11 protein-coding genes are annotated in these 15,722 nt (G+C 42.8%); 7 read left to right on the top strand and 4 right to left on the bottom strand.

The annotated features are described in order from the left end of the window. From RM049_RS19750 to RM049_RS19740, 3 genes are all read left to right on the top strand, one after another. Window positions 1-291 (top strand): addiction module protein (locus RM049_RS19750; RefSeq protein ID WP_322705358.1); only part of this gene is annotated, 291 nt, incomplete at its 5' end. Then, entirely contained in the window at window positions 288-446 is a 159-nt protein-coding gene (locus tag RM049_RS19745) for a hypothetical protein (protein WP_322705357.1), read from the top strand. The genes RM049_RS19750 and RM049_RS19745, both read left to right, overlap by 4 nt. A 402-nt stretch (window positions 447-848) precedes the next feature. Further along, on the top strand, window positions 849-3,572 hold the full coding sequence (locus RM049_RS19740) for a CHAT domain-containing protein (protein WP_416212650.1): 2,724 nt from the start codon (window positions 849-851) through the stop codon (window positions 3,570-3,572). 169 nt (window positions 3,573-3,741) lie between these two features. Here the strand turns inward: RM049_RS19740 and RM049_RS19735 are convergent, their stop codons facing one another. After that, entirely contained in the window at window positions 3,742-4,146 is a 405-nt protein-coding gene (locus RM049_RS19735; protein ID WP_322705355.1) for a four helix bundle protein, read from the bottom strand. Between the two features lie 179 nt (window positions 4,147-4,325). Between RM049_RS19735 and RM049_RS19730 the strand changes: the two genes are divergently transcribed. The 3 genes from RM049_RS19730 (at window position 4,326) to RM049_RS19720 (ending at window position 8,822) form a co-directional block, all read left to right on the top strand. Beyond that, complete coding sequence (locus RM049_RS19730; protein ID WP_322705354.1) at window positions 4,326-5,294, top strand: DUF1822 family protein; 969 nt, start codon at window positions 4,326-4,328, stop codon at window positions 5,292-5,294. A gap of 183 nt (window positions 5,295-5,477) precedes the next feature. Continuing rightward, window positions 5,478-7,820 (top strand): CHASE2 domain-containing protein, encoded by a 2,343-nt coding sequence (locus RM049_RS19725; RefSeq protein ID WP_322705353.1) that lies wholly within the window; start codon window positions 5,478-5,480, stop codon window positions 7,818-7,820. A gap of 198 nt (window positions 7,821-8,018) precedes the next feature. Beyond that, window positions 8,019-8,822 carry a DUF928 domain-containing protein gene (locus RM049_RS19720; protein ID WP_322705352.1) on the top strand — a complete coding sequence of 268 codons (804 nt, stop codon included), beginning with the start codon at window positions 8,019-8,021 and terminating at the stop codon, window positions 8,820-8,822. A gap of 273 nt (window positions 8,823-9,095) precedes the next feature. Here the strand turns inward: RM049_RS19720 and RM049_RS19715 are convergent, their stop codons facing one another. Then, on the bottom strand, window positions 9,096-11,201 hold the full coding sequence (locus RM049_RS19715) for a M3 family metallopeptidase (RefSeq protein ID WP_322705351.1): 2,106 nt from the start codon (window positions 11,199-11,201) through the stop codon (window positions 9,096-9,098). A gap of 534 nt (window positions 11,202-11,735) precedes the next feature. On the opposite strand from RM049_RS19715, the gene RM049_RS19710 reads away from it, so the two are divergent. Beyond that, on the top strand, window positions 11,736-12,692 hold the full coding sequence (locus RM049_RS19710; protein ID WP_322705350.1) for a hypothetical protein: 957 nt from the start codon (window positions 11,736-11,738) through the stop codon (window positions 12,690-12,692). A 315-nt stretch (window positions 12,693-13,007) separates the two neighbouring features. Here RM049_RS19710 and RM049_RS19705 read toward each other — a convergent pair whose 3' ends face one another. Together RM049_RS19705 and RM049_RS19700 are read right to left on the bottom strand one after the other, a co-directional pair. Beyond that, window positions 13,008-14,828 (bottom strand): ABC transporter ATP-binding protein, encoded by a 1,821-nt coding sequence (locus tag RM049_RS19705; protein WP_322705349.1) that lies wholly within the window; start codon window positions 14,826-14,828, stop codon window positions 13,008-13,010. A gap of 88 nt (window positions 14,829-14,916) precedes the next feature. Then, window positions 14,917-15,717 carry a DUF6816 family protein gene (locus tag RM049_RS19700; RefSeq protein WP_322705348.1) on the bottom strand — a complete coding sequence of 267 codons (801 nt, stop codon included), beginning with the start codon at window positions 15,715-15,717 and terminating at the stop codon, window positions 14,917-14,919. Between the last annotated feature and the right edge of the window lie 5 nt (window positions 15,718-15,722).

The following is a 15,722-nucleotide window of genomic DNA, read 5'->3' as shown; positions in this document are numbered from 1 at the left end:
AGAAGGAATAAAGCTGTACTGAGTTTTTTTCACGCAATCAAATATGAGTCCTATAGGCATTGGGAAGAAACGGTAGAGAAACTTAGGCTTGAACTTTCTCAGCTATCCATAGAAGAGCGTGCAGAGCTTGCTTACTTTTTGATCCATTCTTTAGACAAAGAAGTGGATAAAGATATAGACCTTGCTTGGGATATTCAGTTAACACAAAGGTTGGAAGATATTAGTAGTGGAATAGTTTCTGGTGAACAGTCAGATAAGGTATTCACTGAACTGCGAGACAAGTATTCGTGAAGCCGATTATTATCCACACCAAAGCACGAGAAGAGTTAGATAATTTCGGCTACTACGAGAAGCAAAAAGCAGGTCTAGGGCTAGATTTTTTATCTGAAGTGGAACAGTCTATTAGCAAGATTCAGCAAAACTCGAACATAAAAGCGCTGTATTAAATTGTAGGGCTGCGTCGTTATGTGATTCAGCATTTTCCTGATCTCATCTTCTATGCAGAAATTGAAGAGTTTATCTGGATTGTTGCAATAGCACATAGCAAGCGCAGACCGGATTATTGGAGAAGGCGATTTCAGTGAGTTTTTGATTAAGGTTAGCGATCGCTTTTTAACTACAACAGATTACATGATGAGGTAGAGATAATCGTAGGGGTACCACCAATATGTTGTGCCTCTACCCGTGTACTTCATTTATTTTGTTAATCAAGTTTCACCGCGATCGCTATAAATAAGAAAATTGTGGAAGCTCAAAGATTGATCGGGAATAGAGATGGTAACATTAGCCTGTTAGCCTAATAGTTCATCCTATGTGTTTCTGGTTATCACCTACCTCTCGTCATGCTTATGGCTAAAACAACTAGGATTTTTGGCGCAAATTCTCTAAAGTTTAAAAGCAGGGGTCGAGAAACGGCAAGGACGCGCTGGCTCACCCCCCTAACTCACTTTTTACGTTTGCCTTTGTACTTCCTGGTCGCTTTGCTATGCATTCTCGGTTCACCAGTGCTAGCAAAAGTTCCTGGCTCAATCAATTCTTTATCCCAACTGCCAATAAATAGTATAGTATCGCTGGCTGTGCCCACTGATGCCGCCTCACTCTTACAGCAGGGCAAAGTTTTATACAGTAATGGCAACTTTGCCAAAGCTGTAGAAGTTTTACAACAGGCTATCCAAATATATAAGCAGCAAGGGGAGAGCCTTGCACTAGCAGCCACATTGGGTAATCTTTCCCTAGCTTACCAGCAACTCGGTGCATGGAATCAGGCGCAGCAGGCAATTACAGAAAGCTTAAATGTACTCCAAGAACCGGATAAAAACCAAAATCTGCAAATATTTGCCCAATCACTAGATATTCAAGGTCGTCTGCAATTGGCAATGGGAAAGTCCGAAGCGGCTTTGGCAACTTGGCAGCAAACAGAAGAAATTTACAAACAAGCAGATAATCAAAGTGGTGTGGTGCGATCGCTAATCAATCAAGCACAAGCTTGGCGCACCCAAGGATTTTACCCGCGCGCGATCAAAACACTCGATCGAATAAGTCAGACGTTAAAATCTCAACCAGATTCTCTAGAAAAGACAGTGAGTTTGCGATCGCTCGGTGATGCTCTTTTGGTATTGGGCGATTTGAAAAAGTCACGTCAAGCATTAGAAGAAAGTCTGATAATTGCTCAAAATCTCCAATCAAGCGCTGATATTGGGGCTAGTCTGTTCAGCTTGGGGAATAATGCCCGTAAACAAAATCAAAAGGAACAGGCGATCGCCTATTATCAAAAAACAGTCGCACTATCTCCCTCACCCCTCACAAAAGTTCAAGCACAACTCAATCACCTGGGACTACTGATCGAAGATAAAGAATGGGCAAAGGTGCAAACTCTTTTGCCGTCGATTGAGTCCCAACTCAGGCAACTCCCCCTCAGCCGTGCGAGTATTTACGCTCATGTTAACTTTTCAGAAAGTTTGGCAAAAGTCAAGAGTGGTGTCTTACAAGCATCGAGTCATAGTTTTTACTCAGGATTAAGTACAAAAGATTCAGCAAAATTACTCGCTAGTGCCATCCAGCAATCCCGCAGCTTAGAAGACAAGCGGGCAGAGGCTTATGCTCTAAAGAGTTTAGGCGGCTTGTACGAAGAAACCAGACAGTGGCCAGAAGCGCAAGACCTGACTCGGCAAGGATTAGCTTTGGCACAAAGTAGCAATGCACCAGAAATTACCTATAGCTTGGAGTGGCAGTTAGGTAGATTGCTTTGGGCACAAAAAGATATTAATGGTGCGATCGCCGCTTATGATGCTGCTGTAGACACTCTTGAATCTCTCCGCAGAGATTTAGTAGTCAATAAAGATGTAGTAAACCAGGATGTACAATTTGATTTCCGGGACAGTGTAGAACCCGTCTACCGCCAGTCAGTAGAGTTACTGCTGCAATCTCAAAAAGGAAAACCAAATGAAAAAATATTGGATAAAGCACGCCAACGGATTGAAGCACTCCAACTAGCAGAATTAGACGACTTCTTTCAAGAAGCTTGTCTGCAAGGCCAGAAAGTAGCCCTTGATCAAGTAGTAGACAAAGACAATACCAAGGCTGCCATCCTTTATCCAATTATTCTTCGTGACGAACTCCAGGTAATTGTCAAAATTCCCAAACAATCTCTGCAAAGCTATAGTACCAAGATTTCCCAAGGGGAAGTAGAGCAACTCTTAATAAAACTGCGAAGAAATCTTGTCGATCCAACTGCTACTAAGATCGTCCAAACCCAATCGCAACAAGTTTACAGTTGGCTGCTTAAACCCATTGAGTCACAATTGCAGCAAAGTGGTGTCGATACGTTAGTGTTCGTCCTAGATGGGCCATTACGCAATTTACCAATGGCAGCTCTTTACGATGGTAAACAATATTTAGTAGAGAAGTATGCGATCGCCCTGAGCGTCGGTCTACAACTCCTCGACCCGAAACCGCTAATTAAACAGCAGCTCAGAGCGCTAACCGCAGGACTGACTCAGCCGCCGCCAGGATTTCCCAAGTTTGCACCATTGCTGGCGATCAAATCTGAATTTGACGGTATTACGAAAGCAGGAGTTTCGACAACTAGCCTATTGGATGGGGATTTTAAGAAAAAGAATTTGGAAAGTGAAATTGATGCTGCTTCATTCAACATAGTGCATTTGGCAACCCACGGTCAGTTTAGCTCCCGCCTCGAAGACACTTTTATTTTAGATTTCGATGGTCAGATAAATGTCAAAGATTTTGATACTCTCTTCCACAGCCAGGGTAAAACCGTAGTAGAATTATTGGTTTTGAGTGCTTGCCAGACAGCAACAGGAGACAGCCGTGCAGCACTGGGTCTTGCAGGAGCAGCTGTCCGAGCTGGGGCACGTAGTACCATCGCTTCTTTGTGGCAAATTGATGATGAATCAACAGCGATGTTTGTTAGTGCCTTCTATCGAGAACTCAAGAGTGGCAAAATCACCAAAGCCGAAGCAGTCCATCGTGCCCAACTACAACTGCTGAAACATCCCAATTACAGAGCGCCAAGCTTTTGGTCTGCTTATGTATTGATTGGTAATTGGTTGTGATTTGAGGATTGGCGACTGGGGACTGGGGATTGGGGACTGGGGACTGGGGATTGGGGATTAGGGACTGGGGATTGGGGATTGGGGACTGGGGACTGGGGACTGGCGATTGAGGATTGGGAATTGGGGACTCGTTCATCTAGCTCAAAACCTCAAATCTCTCAATCACTAATCACCAATTACCTAATCTAGTGCCATACTCTTCTTTACCTTGTTGTTGGGAACGAATGAAACGACAGTAACCGTTAAGACCTTTTTCAATCTGGTCTTTAAGTTGACTAACCCAGTGTAATTGTTCTGTATTGCAGTACCCCAGGCTTTCAGCAATAATGAAAGCACTTTTAGTCTCAGTTAATGAACCACGAGCAATGTACATAAAACGCAATCTATCTAGATAATGAGAACGTCCGTAGCTCTCAGCTATGTTCAGTAAAACACTACAAGCCGATCTTCGTAATTGATCGCTCAAATTGTAACGCTCAAAAGTTGGCAACCTATCTGCTAGTCGATAAGCTGCTTTTAGTAGCTTGACGCTATCTTGATAGAAGTCTAAAGACTTAAAACCTCTATCTCCCATATCATCTTAATAATATACAAACAATCCCTCAATTTTATGGGATATTTTTACCTAATCCCCAGTCCCCAGTCCCCAGTCCCCAATCCTAATTATCTTTTTCCAGTATTCAGTTTTGTGGCATAAATTTATTGAATGCGGGTGATATATACATAGCAGCATTGAACCCTAGAAATTGACTTATGAATAACTCCACCTATCAGCTAGATGATTTCGCTTTAACATTGCCAATTTCCCAAACAGCCCGCGTAACAGCCCAGCAATTTGCTAACCAGCAACCAAATCTTGAAAAAGCAGAGCAAGTCCGGCTGAATACTTTAGCTGTATGGGTGGTGAATGACTACTTGCAGATGATGGATATTCCTACCGATCTTCAAGCTAGTGACAGTTGGAACCCGATTGTGCGCCTTTGTGGGGATGTCGCTGATTTAGAACTGCCCTCAATTGGCCGTCTGGAGTGTCGCCCTGTCCATCTGCATCAGGAGATATGTTTTATTCCTCCAGAAACTTGGGAAGAACGGGTGGGTTATTTAATAGTTCAATTTGATGAATCGCTCGAAGAAGCAAGGCTGCTTGGTTTTATCCCTAGTGTAGCAACCCAAACAGTTCCTTTAGCGCAACTGCAACCATTAGAAGCGTTTATCGATCGCATCTGGGAACTGCGTCAATCTCCACTGAATTCATTAGTGAATTTGAGCCAATGGTTTGCTGGTATATTTGAGACTGGTTGGGAAACTATTGAATCGCTGTGGAATGTGCCGGAACTTATGCCAAATTATGCCTTTCGCAGTGTTGAAACTTTAGAATTAGATACCCTCAAACAACCAGAATCAATTACTAAACGGGCAAAAGTGATTGATTTAGGTATCCAAATCCACAACCAACCTGTGATGTTGATTGTAGAAATCAGCCCCGAAAAAGATCGACAAACTAGTATTCATCTCCAATTGCACGCCACTGGAAATCAAATTTACTTGCCACCAGGAGTTCATCTCACTGTTATAGATAGTTCAGGAGCAATATTTCTTGACGCTCAATCGAGAAAATCAGACAACTACATTCAGTTGCAGTTTCGTGGTGAACCTACAGAGCAATTTAGTGTTAGGGTCGCCTTGGATAATACCAGTATTACCGAATATTTCCGAATTTGAAATATGTAACTATCTTCCTTGTTTGTCAGTAATTTATTAAGTGATAATTCATTAATTGAAAATTAAAAATTAAAAATCCAAGCTAGTTTTTGGGGATTTTGAAAAAAATCTGTAGATACTTGTGAAGCTTGCGATCGGACATTAGAACAGGGCACGATCTTGCATGGGGAAATAGCGACGGTTATGGGTAAATTAGTGGCGATCAAATTTGGAGAGGGTAGTTTTGAGCAGGGGTTTGCTGTCACCCTCCAAATTGGTGAAGAACACGAGCGTGCTACAACCGAAATCACTGGGAGGCTCCCTTCATTCCCGGAAATGCCGCTCTATTATAGTCATTGGCAGTCTAGTTATCGGCAGATAGGTAATCGTTATCGCCTCCATGCTGACAAAATGCAAGTGACGAATGTATCGATGGTGCAAGACTGCGAAAACGCTTCTCATATTTTGCGGGCACGCTTTAATACCTGGCTGCGAGCAGAGGAATTTCGCCCTTTGAGGGAAAAATGGTTAGAAAGATTATCATCCAGCGACGAAGTACGGGTAATTTTGCAAACAGAAAATAGCCAATTGCAGCTATTACCCTGGCATCTGTGGGAGTTATTAGAACGCTATCCCAAAGCTGAAATTGCCCTTTCTTCACCATCTTACGATCGCATTCACAAGCCACGCACTCTCAATCAATTAGTCAATATTTTGGCAATTGTAGGCAATAGTAAAGGGATTGACACCCAAGCCGATCGAGCTTTACTGCAACAGTGTAGTAACGCACAGGTGAGCTTTTTGGTAGAACCACAACGTAAGGACTTGACTGAGCATCTCTGGGGAAAAAACTGGGATATTCTCTTCTTTGCCGGACACAGTTCCAGTCAAGGAAATGGCGAAAGCGGACGAATTTATCTGAATAGAACTGATAGTCTTACCATTGGCGAGTTAAAGTACGCTCTCAAAAAAGCCATTGAAAATGGTTTGCAATTAGCTATATTTAACTCCTGTGATGGCTTGGGATTGGCGCGAGAATTAGCTGATTTGCAAATTCCTCAAATAATTGTCATGCGCGAACCCGTCCCAGACCAGGTTGCGAAGGAGTTTTTAAAATATTTTCTCGAAGGCTTTGCCGGTGGCGAGTCTTTATATCAAGCGGTACGCCAAGCGCGGGAACGCTTGCAAGGACTTGAAGATAGATTTCCTTGTGCAACTTGGCTACCAGTAATTTGCCAAAATCCGGCGCAGATACCACCGACTTGGGATGAATTAAGGTCTACAAAATCTGAAGATGAAGAGCCAGCAAGTTTACCTTTGTCTAACAAACGCAGATTTAAGAGAACTGTGTTATCCAGCTTGGCAGTTACAGCCTTGGTTTGTGGCGTGAGATTGGTGGGATTGCTAGAAAATCCAGAGATTCAAGCCTTTGATTTAATGATGCGATCGCGCCCCACAGAAGGACTCGATCCTCGACTGTTGATTATCACAATTGACGATGAGGATTTAGCAATTCAAAGACAAAATGGCGAGTCCTTAATTGGAGCTTCTATTTCTGAAAAATCTCTGAATAAACTCTTAGCAAAACTGAATCAATACCAACCCAGCGCGATCGGCTTAGATGTCTACCGTGATTTTCAGGCCAAAGAGCCAGATTTAATTACTCGTCTCCAGCAAACTCAGAACTTGGTTGGCGTATGCAAGGGGAGCGATCGCACAGGAAATATCAAAGGCATTAAGCCGCCACCAGAAATCCCTCCAGCAAATCTGGGATTCAGTGACTTTATTCACGATCGCGATGGAGTTATTCGTCGGCATCTTCTGTTCATGAATCAGGAGACCACATCATCGTGTTTTACTCCATATTCCTTCAGTTTACAACTAGCATCCCTTTATCTGCACCCTTTAGGAATTCAAACAAAGTTCACCCCTGAAGGAAATTTGCAGTTGGGTAAGACTATTTTTGAGAATCTGAAGTTTCGTACTGGTGGCTATCAAAATATTGATGCTAATGGCGGTCAAATCTTACTCAACTATCGTTCTTCAAAAGAAATAGCCGAACAGGTAACGCTAACGCAATTTTTATCTAGTCCAATTAACCCCAACGCCATCAAAAACCGGATTGTTTTGATTGGTGTGACTGCAAAGGGGGATTCTCCAGACACTTGGTCTACACCTTATGGCATTCCTTTAGACGAGCAAATGCCAGGAGTACTGGTACAAGCTCACATGGTCAGCCAGATCCTTGGTGCAGTCCAGGATGGGCGGCCGTTGCTGCGAGCTTGGTCATGGTGGGCAGAGGTAATCTGGATTTGGGGCTGGTCTTTGATTGGGGGAGTCCTAGCTTGGCGCAGGTTTTCTTTACCCTGGTTGGCGTTGGCAATGGGTGTTGCTTCTAGCGTTTTGTATGTAGTTTGCTTTGGTCTGTTAATTTCAGGTGCTTGGGTGCCTTTCGTACCGTCGGCTTTATCGTTGTTAGCTATGGGAGTTTTAATGTCAATTTATAGTAATTCAAAAACAAAAGTGCGGGCGGGGAATGGGGAATAGGAGCAGGGGAGCAGGGGAGCAGAGGAGCAGAGGAGATGAGGGGACAAGGGGACAAGGGGACAAGGAGATAAACAAAACTCCTAACTCCTAACTCAGCACGGGCTAAACCTTAGCTTTCCGCTAACAGCACTCCTAACGCCCAGTGCCCAATCTAAAATCTAAAATCTAAAATCTAAAATCCGATGAGGTCAGGTTTCTATGAATTCAAATTCACAACCGATAAAGCTGTTTTTAGTAGTAGCTTTTAGCTGTACAAGTTTATCAGTTAGTCTGACTCCAGTACTGGCGAAACCAACCCCTAATCGCTCTGATACTAAAACAATCCTTGCTCAAGCTAAAACCTTTAATCAACCTCCAATTCCAGCTGGCTCCCCTCCTGGAGGTCGCGTTCGTGGTGGAGCGAAGCGCACCGGGCCGGAGGGATGTCCACTTACTAAACCTGACCTGACTGCTTTAGTCCCCTTTACTCAGGAAGCTAACTCAGTGATTAATGTCTGGGGACAAACAACAGTAGAACATCCAAGTTGGTTTTTCTATGTGCCATATACCAAAGATTTGCCCTATACAGTTGAATTTGTGTTGCAAGATCCAGATGCTAACGAGGTATACAAAAAAGCGATCGCTCTACCGGATAAGCCCGGAGTCATCCGCGTTTCTTTGCCTAGTACTGCTCCCACTTTAGCAGTAGGCCAACAATACCGCTGGTTTTTCACAATTAACTGTGACAAGCAACAGAATGCTCCCCCAAGTTTTGTTGAAGGGGTAATAAAACGAGTTAACCTCAGTCAACCAACAGTCAAACAACTAGAAACGGCAGAACCTCTAAAGCGCTATGCTATCTATGCCCAAAATGGGATATGGTACGAGGCACTGACAACGTTGGCTGAACTGCGTCAAAAAAATCCTCAAGATGCAGCCCTGAAAGCAGAGTGGCGAAATTTGTTAAGCAGCATCCGTTTAGATGATGTTGCCGGAGAACCCATTCTTCCAGGAACACCTTAAACTAGGAAAAAATTTTTAATATAGCAAGGGACTGGGGACTGGGGACTGGGGACTGGGTGAAAAGCCTTTTTGTGTCTAAGTTTTATCGTCTGTTGATGTCCTAACCACCTTGACTGTTGCTATACCAATTTGAAAAAAGAATGGAAAAAATAGACCATTTGTAGAGACGCGATTCATCGCGTCTTGACTTTACACCGATTCATCGATTGAATTGGTATAAGCAAAGATTTGATGTAGAGACGTTGCAATACAACATCTCTACAGTTGTGTTGTTTAGTTTGCAGCAGCACTTACTAAACCATTGTGCCTGAGCAAAGCGATCGTACTTGGTTCGCGACCCCGGAAAGTTTTAAACACCTCCATTGGATGCTTGCTACCACCGAGTGCTAGTACCGTATCCCGATAACGCCGACCTGTCACTTTTATAGCTTCTTCATTTTCTAGCCCAGCTTCTTCAAAAGCGGCAAAAGCGTCAGCACTAAGGACTTCAGCCCATTTATAACTGTAGTAACCTGCTGCATAACCACCCTCAAAAATGTGCCCAAAAGAACACAGTATTGAATCTTCTGGAAGTGGTGGTAAAACAGTAGTAGTCTTAGCTATGCGATGACGCACATCTGCTGGAGTTTCATTGCTGCCAGAACGATAGCGGTAATGTAGTTCTAAATCAACACTGCTAAGGTGAATTTGGCGTAACATACCAGTACCACTCATATAATTACGCGCCGCTAGCAGCTTTTGATAATAATGCTCTGGTAGAGCTTCTCCAGTTTCGTAGTGTTTAGCCATACCAAACAAAGTGGGTCGCTCATAACACCAGTTTTCCATAAACTGACTGGGTAGTTCCACTGCATCCCATTCCACATTATTGATACCTGCGGCTCCCGCATAGTCAACCTTGGTGAGCATGTGGTGCAATCCATGACCAAACTCGTGGAACAAAGTCTCTACTTCATAGAAAGTCATCAAACTCGGCTTACTATCTACTGGGGGAGTTTGGTTACATATCAAATAAGCCACAGGCAAACGGATGGCAGTTGCATCATTTTCATTTTTGGCACGATTGATGCATACATCCATCCAAGCACCACCACGTTTTTCTGCTGGACGGCTATAGGGATCTAAGTAGAAGTAAGCGATGGGAGAACCAGTTTCATCGGCTATTTGAAAATAACGGACATCTTCATGCCATACTGGGGCTTGGCCATCAGCAGGGGTTACTGTAACACCAAATAGCCGCTTAACAAGTCCAAACAAGCCATCTAGCACTTGGGGAAGGGGAAAATAGGGACGTAATTCTTCAGCGGTAAAGGCAAATTTTGCTTCTCGTTGGCGTTCTGCCCAAAAGCTGATGTCCCAATGTTTTAAATCTTGATATTCTTCTCCATAAGATGCAGCAAAAGCTTGGAGTTCTTTTAAGTCTTTGACAGCAGCATCATAACTGGCCTGGCGTAGTTCTTCTAATAGTGCTTCAACTGCCTCAACGTTAGGAGCCATTTTACTTGCAAGGCTCAACTCGGCAAAACTCTTAAAGCCAAGTATATCTGCGAGTTCTTGCCGTAACTCCAAAATACGCACAATTAACGGGTTATTATCTAAATCGCCACTAGAAGCGCGAGTGATATGAGCTTTGTAGAGCTTTTCACGCAAATCTCGACGGGTACTGTGCTGCATGAAAGGGCCGTAGCTGGGGAAGTCTAAAGTAATGCGCCAAGGGCCATTTTCTGGTGTGGCGTTCTCTTCTCCCGCTGCTCGTGCAGCTTGAGCGGCTAAACTCACCAAACTTGGTGGTAAACCGTCAATTTCTGCTTTTGTTGTCAGGGTTAAGCTAAAGGCTTTCGTGGCATCAAGTACATGGTTAGAGAATTTGGTAGAAAGTTCTGCCAACTCCATCTGAATGGCATTGAAACGGTCTCTTGCTTCTCCTTTTAAGCCAACACCAGAAAGTTCTGCATCTCGAATGGCGGCTTCTACAATGCGCTGTTGGGCTAATTCTAAAGTTGCCCAACTATCACTGCTACGAAGTGCCTTAAAAGCATTGTAGATGGGTTGGCTTTGACCGAGTTTGTTGATAAATTGTACGACTAGTGGCTGTACGATTTCATGAGCTTCGCGCAGTTCCGGGCTATTTTTAACACCCATTAAATGATTTACCGCCCCCCAACTCCAGGTAAGCCGTTCTGTCAGCTTTTCTAAGGGTTCTACTAAACCACTCCAAGTCGGCTGTACATTAGCCTCTAAGGTGGCAAGTTGCTGGTCAAGTTCTGCTAGCAACTGATTGAAGGCGGGTACTACTCGTTCTGGTTTAATTTCTGTAAATTGAGGTAAACCAGTGCCTTGGAGTAAGGGATTATCGGAAATAATGGTACTTGCACTCATGATTTTGTGTGAACTGCGAACGAAAAAAAATCATTGTTGATTTTTATTTATATATCTTCTAATGTAACGATCGCTGTGCTATTTAGTATTGCCATTGTGGCAAAAAGGTAAAAAAAACGATAATTCCTCACAAAAGTATCCCGATACGACTATTTTGTTTAGTTTATGAACCTTGCGATCGCATATCGTCGGCACTTGGCATCGGAAACAGAGTGTATTCACCTACCTCACTCTGACTAAAGGCAATGCCTGCGGCGGGCTACGCCAACGCAAAAAGACGCGATCGTGTATTATGTCAAACAGGTGACTCCTTCGTCAGCATGGGCGTTACCTGAAAAGCAGAGTTTCAGCCGGAGAATTGCACGTTTTCAAGGCTCAGAAGCGTACAAATTAACTGAGCGTCAGCGAGCGTCCTTAGCAAACCGAAAAAGAAGGCTCCAGATTTCCACATTTGTGATATTATTTGGCAACTCATCTTTTTACTCGTAAAATCGAAGACAAGATCAAGGTCAGTAGAAAAGAGTCCCTAAATTAATGAATACGTTAATCAGTCAGGGTGGAAGAGCTATCACTAAATTTCAGGTGATAGACCGGATAAACGATATAGCTTGGCAAGCTCACCAAGGCAGCGTTGCGGCGATTATTCAGTTATTGAACGAAAAGCTAGCCCAGTCGTGTGTCAGAACTAGAGCCATTTTTTCTGATGGTGTCTTACAAATTCTGTGCGAGGCAGCTAAAGTAGAGCAACTTGAGCAATCTCCCCTGGTAGAACAAATCCAGCAAATTCTTGAGTCTATCGCCCCGCGTCACATTCGCCGCGTCAAGATCAACAGTCGGATTGTTCGAGAACAACAATTGCTGTGGTTAAAAGAAATAGATAGCGATCGCGAAAATCAATTGCTTTGGTCACAGGAAATTACATTAATTCAGCCAAATGTTGTAAAGCAATTAATTAAAGATTTCACAGAAGCTCAAGCTGAACTAGGAAAACCAAATTATCCTAAAACTCAAGTCTCTCGTCCTTTAGTACTCATTAACAAAGAAAAATACAAAAATAAACCTAAAACAAAGATATTAGCAGCAGCAGGTTTATGCTCGCTGTTATTGCTTAGTTGGGTTGTTTATGCCCAGCTAGGTAATAAATTGAAAAACCTAATACAACCAGAAACTTCCAAATCTTTAACTACAGAAAACACTAACGATAGCAAAGCCCAAACACCGTCTCGCGCTCCTAACAATACCTTTTCTGAGCCTTCTGACGATCCATTTCAAATATCTGTGCGAATTGCCAACCAAGCTTCTGCATCTGGAAAAACAGCTACAACCTCAACTCAGTGGTTAGAGATTGCTGCTAAGTGGCAACGGGCTTCAGATTTAATGAGTACGGTACCACAAACCCACAGCCGTTATCAAGAAGCTAAAATTCGTACTCAACTTTATAAAAAATACAGTGAGGCGGCACAGAAAGAAGCAGATAAGAGTAAATCTTAGTTTTTTCTGATTGGAAGACTTCGATTAGTGATTAGTATCCAGTAGCGATCAATGGATCGTTTACTTTACTTATCGCGCTTCATCCAAGCGCGTAAAACTAATTTCAATGGCTAACGCTTTTCTTGGGGAATAGGAGCAAATTCCCCATTTGATAATATTAGTTATACCACCGAACAGACGCGAAAGGGTTTTAGATAACACATATTTAATTTTTGAAGATATCTATAAAGAAATCGACCTTATTGTGAATAAAGTCGATTTAATCAGGTGGATTCATTTATGGGGTTAATCCAAAATCCAAAATGTGTATGTCCCCTAACTCAGGAGTTCTCCTGTTTCTTGCAGGGAGTGCAAGCGGCGGTAAATACCCTCGTAACGCAAGAGTTCATCGTGGCTACCCACTTCTACAATCTTTCCTTGCTCTAGAACGACAATTTTATCAGCTTCCCGGACTGTGCTTAAACGGTGGGCAATAACAATGGTAGTGCAAGTGCCCTGAATCGATCGCATCGCTAGCTGAATTGAACGCTCAGACTCATAATCTAAACTAGAGGTGGCTTCGTCAAAAATCAGCACGTCTGGTTCCACTAACAATGCTCTAGCAATTCCCAAGCGTTGTCTTTGTCCTCCAGATAACCTGACACCTCGTTCTCCCACGACAGTGTAATAACCTTTGGGTAAGTGCTGCACTACTTCATCGACTCTGGCAATTCTACAGGCTTCTTGAACCTGCTCGAAAGTGGCATTCGTTCTGCCATAAGTCAGGTTATCCAAGATAGTACCGTTGAAAACGTCTACTTCTTGGTGAACGATCGCTAATCTCCGTCTATACTTACCGACATCCAAAGTGCGAATATCTTGACCATCAATCAGAATTTGACCTGCTTGAGGTTCAAAATATCGCAACAACAATTTCACTAAAGTAGACTTACCAGAACCGGAACGCCCCACTAATGCCACTGTTTGGTATGGCTCAATCAACAAGTTGATATCTTGCAAAACTTGGCGGTTGGCTTCATATCCAAAAGTGAGGTGTGACAACTCAATTTTTCCAGTAAATTTATAAGGTGATTCTAGTTGCTTACTCTCTTCTAAAAGAGTTGCTGAATCAGATGCAATTGGCTCTTGCAGAAATTCGTGAAACCGTAGCATGGAAGAATAACGACGGGCAAAAACTTCTGCCAAGCTACTAATAGGTTCTAATTCGGCATAAGCCATGCTAGAAAGAGTTAAGGTCATGACAAAGTGACCGAGAGAAATTTTTCCATTTACTGTTGCTGCTAAAGTCAAACCCAGTATTGCAAACACACAAAACTGAATTACAGTTCTTTGCCAAGTACCCAATATCGTATAACCTTTGTGAATGCGATAATTAAGCACCATTAGTTCGCGATCCAAACGTTGCTTTTGGCGTTTTAGTTCATTAGCTTCTGTAGCAAATGCTTTCACCGTTTTGATATTGGTGATTAATTCAGAAGTGCGGCTTTCGGTGTTCTCTCCATACTTATCTACACGACTTTCGGACTCAATCAACTGCTGTAAATGCTTCAAGCTGAAGCTGAGAATAATTACAAAGGAAATTAGATATACAATTGCAATCCGCCATTCAATGAACAAGATGAACACAAAAATCCCCAGTACACGAGCCAGTTTAGGAATCAACTGTCCGGCGATTTCGGGATATGCCCAAGTGTGGTTAGAAACACCTCTAGCTACTCTTCCGGCAATGCGTCCAGGGTTGTTTTCATCATAAAATTCTAGTGGCAGAGTCAGAACTTTAGCGATCGCTGTTTCGTTTTTCTCTCGACGCGACCTGAAAGCTATATCCCAATGAAACCAATTGGTTAACCAGGGTTGTGTTGGCGCTCTCACTACGGTGACAACGAAAATTAAACCCAGTAATACACCCAAAGATAGAGTTTTATTAACTGGGTAATTGGTGATGTCCGAAAAAGTTGCGATCGCACTTTGAAGTGGTTTGTCCAAGGGTTGAGCAGATAAAATGTTTAAAATCTGTCCGATCGCATAAGGGACAACCAAATCAATAACTTCGTAAACGCTGGATGCTCCAATACTAAAGAGACTCAGCTTCCAATCAGAGCGAAAGTAATTGACAATATCTTGAAATTTGGCCATGATGCACACCGTCCAAGAGCGCGATCGTAAACTTGGAATTTATATACTACAAATGTGTTACAGAAGTAGTCAAGAGCTAGATGACAAATCACTCTTTGGGAGTAGTTGGTAGCTCTTGAGGGAAAAATTCGAGGCGATAGCGGTAGAGAGCAACTGGTCGAAAACCAGCTTTAAAGTAATCTGGATCTTGGGATGAAAGATAGACAGCAGTAACTTGATCTGCTTCAATCACCGGATTAGATGTTGAAACTTGATGATAAGCCGTAGTAGATTCTACAGAGTTTAAATAGGGGCGCGAACCGCCTTTAAATAGTTGTTGAAACACTTCTGTGGTGATGAACTTGCCATCAGGGGTAGTTTCTGTAGCACGTGCAGTCACAATAGAAACTAGTTGGCGACTGCTACGCAAGAACGTAATTTGACGATTAGGTGAATCTGGATCTACTTTGACTGATAACACTGCTTTATCCCCTAAATAAGCTCTTACCAAATTCAAGCTATTAAACGCTCTATCCGCTACTAAAATTGGGGATTTGTCACCTATCTGAGTAAGTATTTTTAATCCAGAAATAGGTGGTTGCTGTTTCACAAATCTTACTACAAAACTCACAGGCTGATTTAATTGCCGATGATTACCTTCAAACCCTGGTGTTACAATTTCTGGTGCTAAAGGTGCAGCTAAATCTACTAAGGTACTTGTAACTTTCCAAGTTCCAGCCATCCATTCAGGGTAAACTAAATCACCCGAAGCAGGTTGCACTGAAGTTAGTTTTTCCCATTGAGGAAAATTTGCTAACCTTTGAGATAACTCTCCTGCAAAAGCTTCACCATCCCACATAAGGAATAAAAACAGCAAGCAAAAACTCCAAATTACCTTGATTACAAGCATTAGCA

Source organism: Nostoc sp. DedQUE04, from assembly GCF_034530995.1.
In the GTDB taxonomy this organism is placed as follows: Bacteria; Cyanobacteriota; Cyanobacteriia; order Cyanobacteriales; family Nostocaceae; genus Nostoc.
The sequence above is the reverse complement of the archived record's forward strand: the minus strand, read 5'-3'. Positions and strand labels throughout refer to the sequence as shown.

Bases quoted from the DNA above. Each gene is read 5' to 3' on its own strand.
- RM049_RS19740 (WP_416212650.1), top strand. From the start codon at position 849: ATGGCTAAAACAACTAGGATTTTTGGCGCAAATTCTCTAAAGTTTAAA.
- RM049_RS19735 (WP_322705355.1), bottom strand. From the start codon at position 4,146: ATGGGAGATAGAGGTTTTAAGTCTTTAGACTTCTATCAAGATAGCGTC.
- RM049_RS19730 (WP_322705354.1), top strand. From the start codon at position 4,326: ATGAATAACTCCACCTATCAGCTAGATGATTTCGCTTTAACATTGCCA.
- RM049_RS19725 (WP_322705353.1), top strand. From the start codon at position 5,478: ATGGGTAAATTAGTGGCGATCAAATTTGGAGAGGGTAGTTTTGAGCAG.
- RM049_RS19720 (WP_322705352.1), top strand. From the start codon at position 8,019: ATGAATTCAAATTCACAACCGATAAAGCTGTTTTTAGTAGTAGCTTTT.
- RM049_RS19715 (WP_322705351.1), bottom strand. From the start codon at position 11,201: ATGAGTGCAAGTACCATTATTTCCGATAATCCCTTACTCCAAGGCACT.
- RM049_RS19710 (WP_322705350.1), top strand. From the start codon at position 11,736: ATGAATACGTTAATCAGTCAGGGTGGAAGAGCTATCACTAAATTTCAG.
- RM049_RS19705 (WP_322705349.1), bottom strand. From the start codon at position 14,828: ATGGCCAAATTTCAAGATATTGTCAATTACTTTCGCTCTGATTGGAAG.
- RM049_RS19700 (WP_322705348.1), bottom strand. From the start codon at position 15,717: ATGCTTGTAATCAAGGTAATTTGGAGTTTTTGCTTGCTGTTTTTATTC.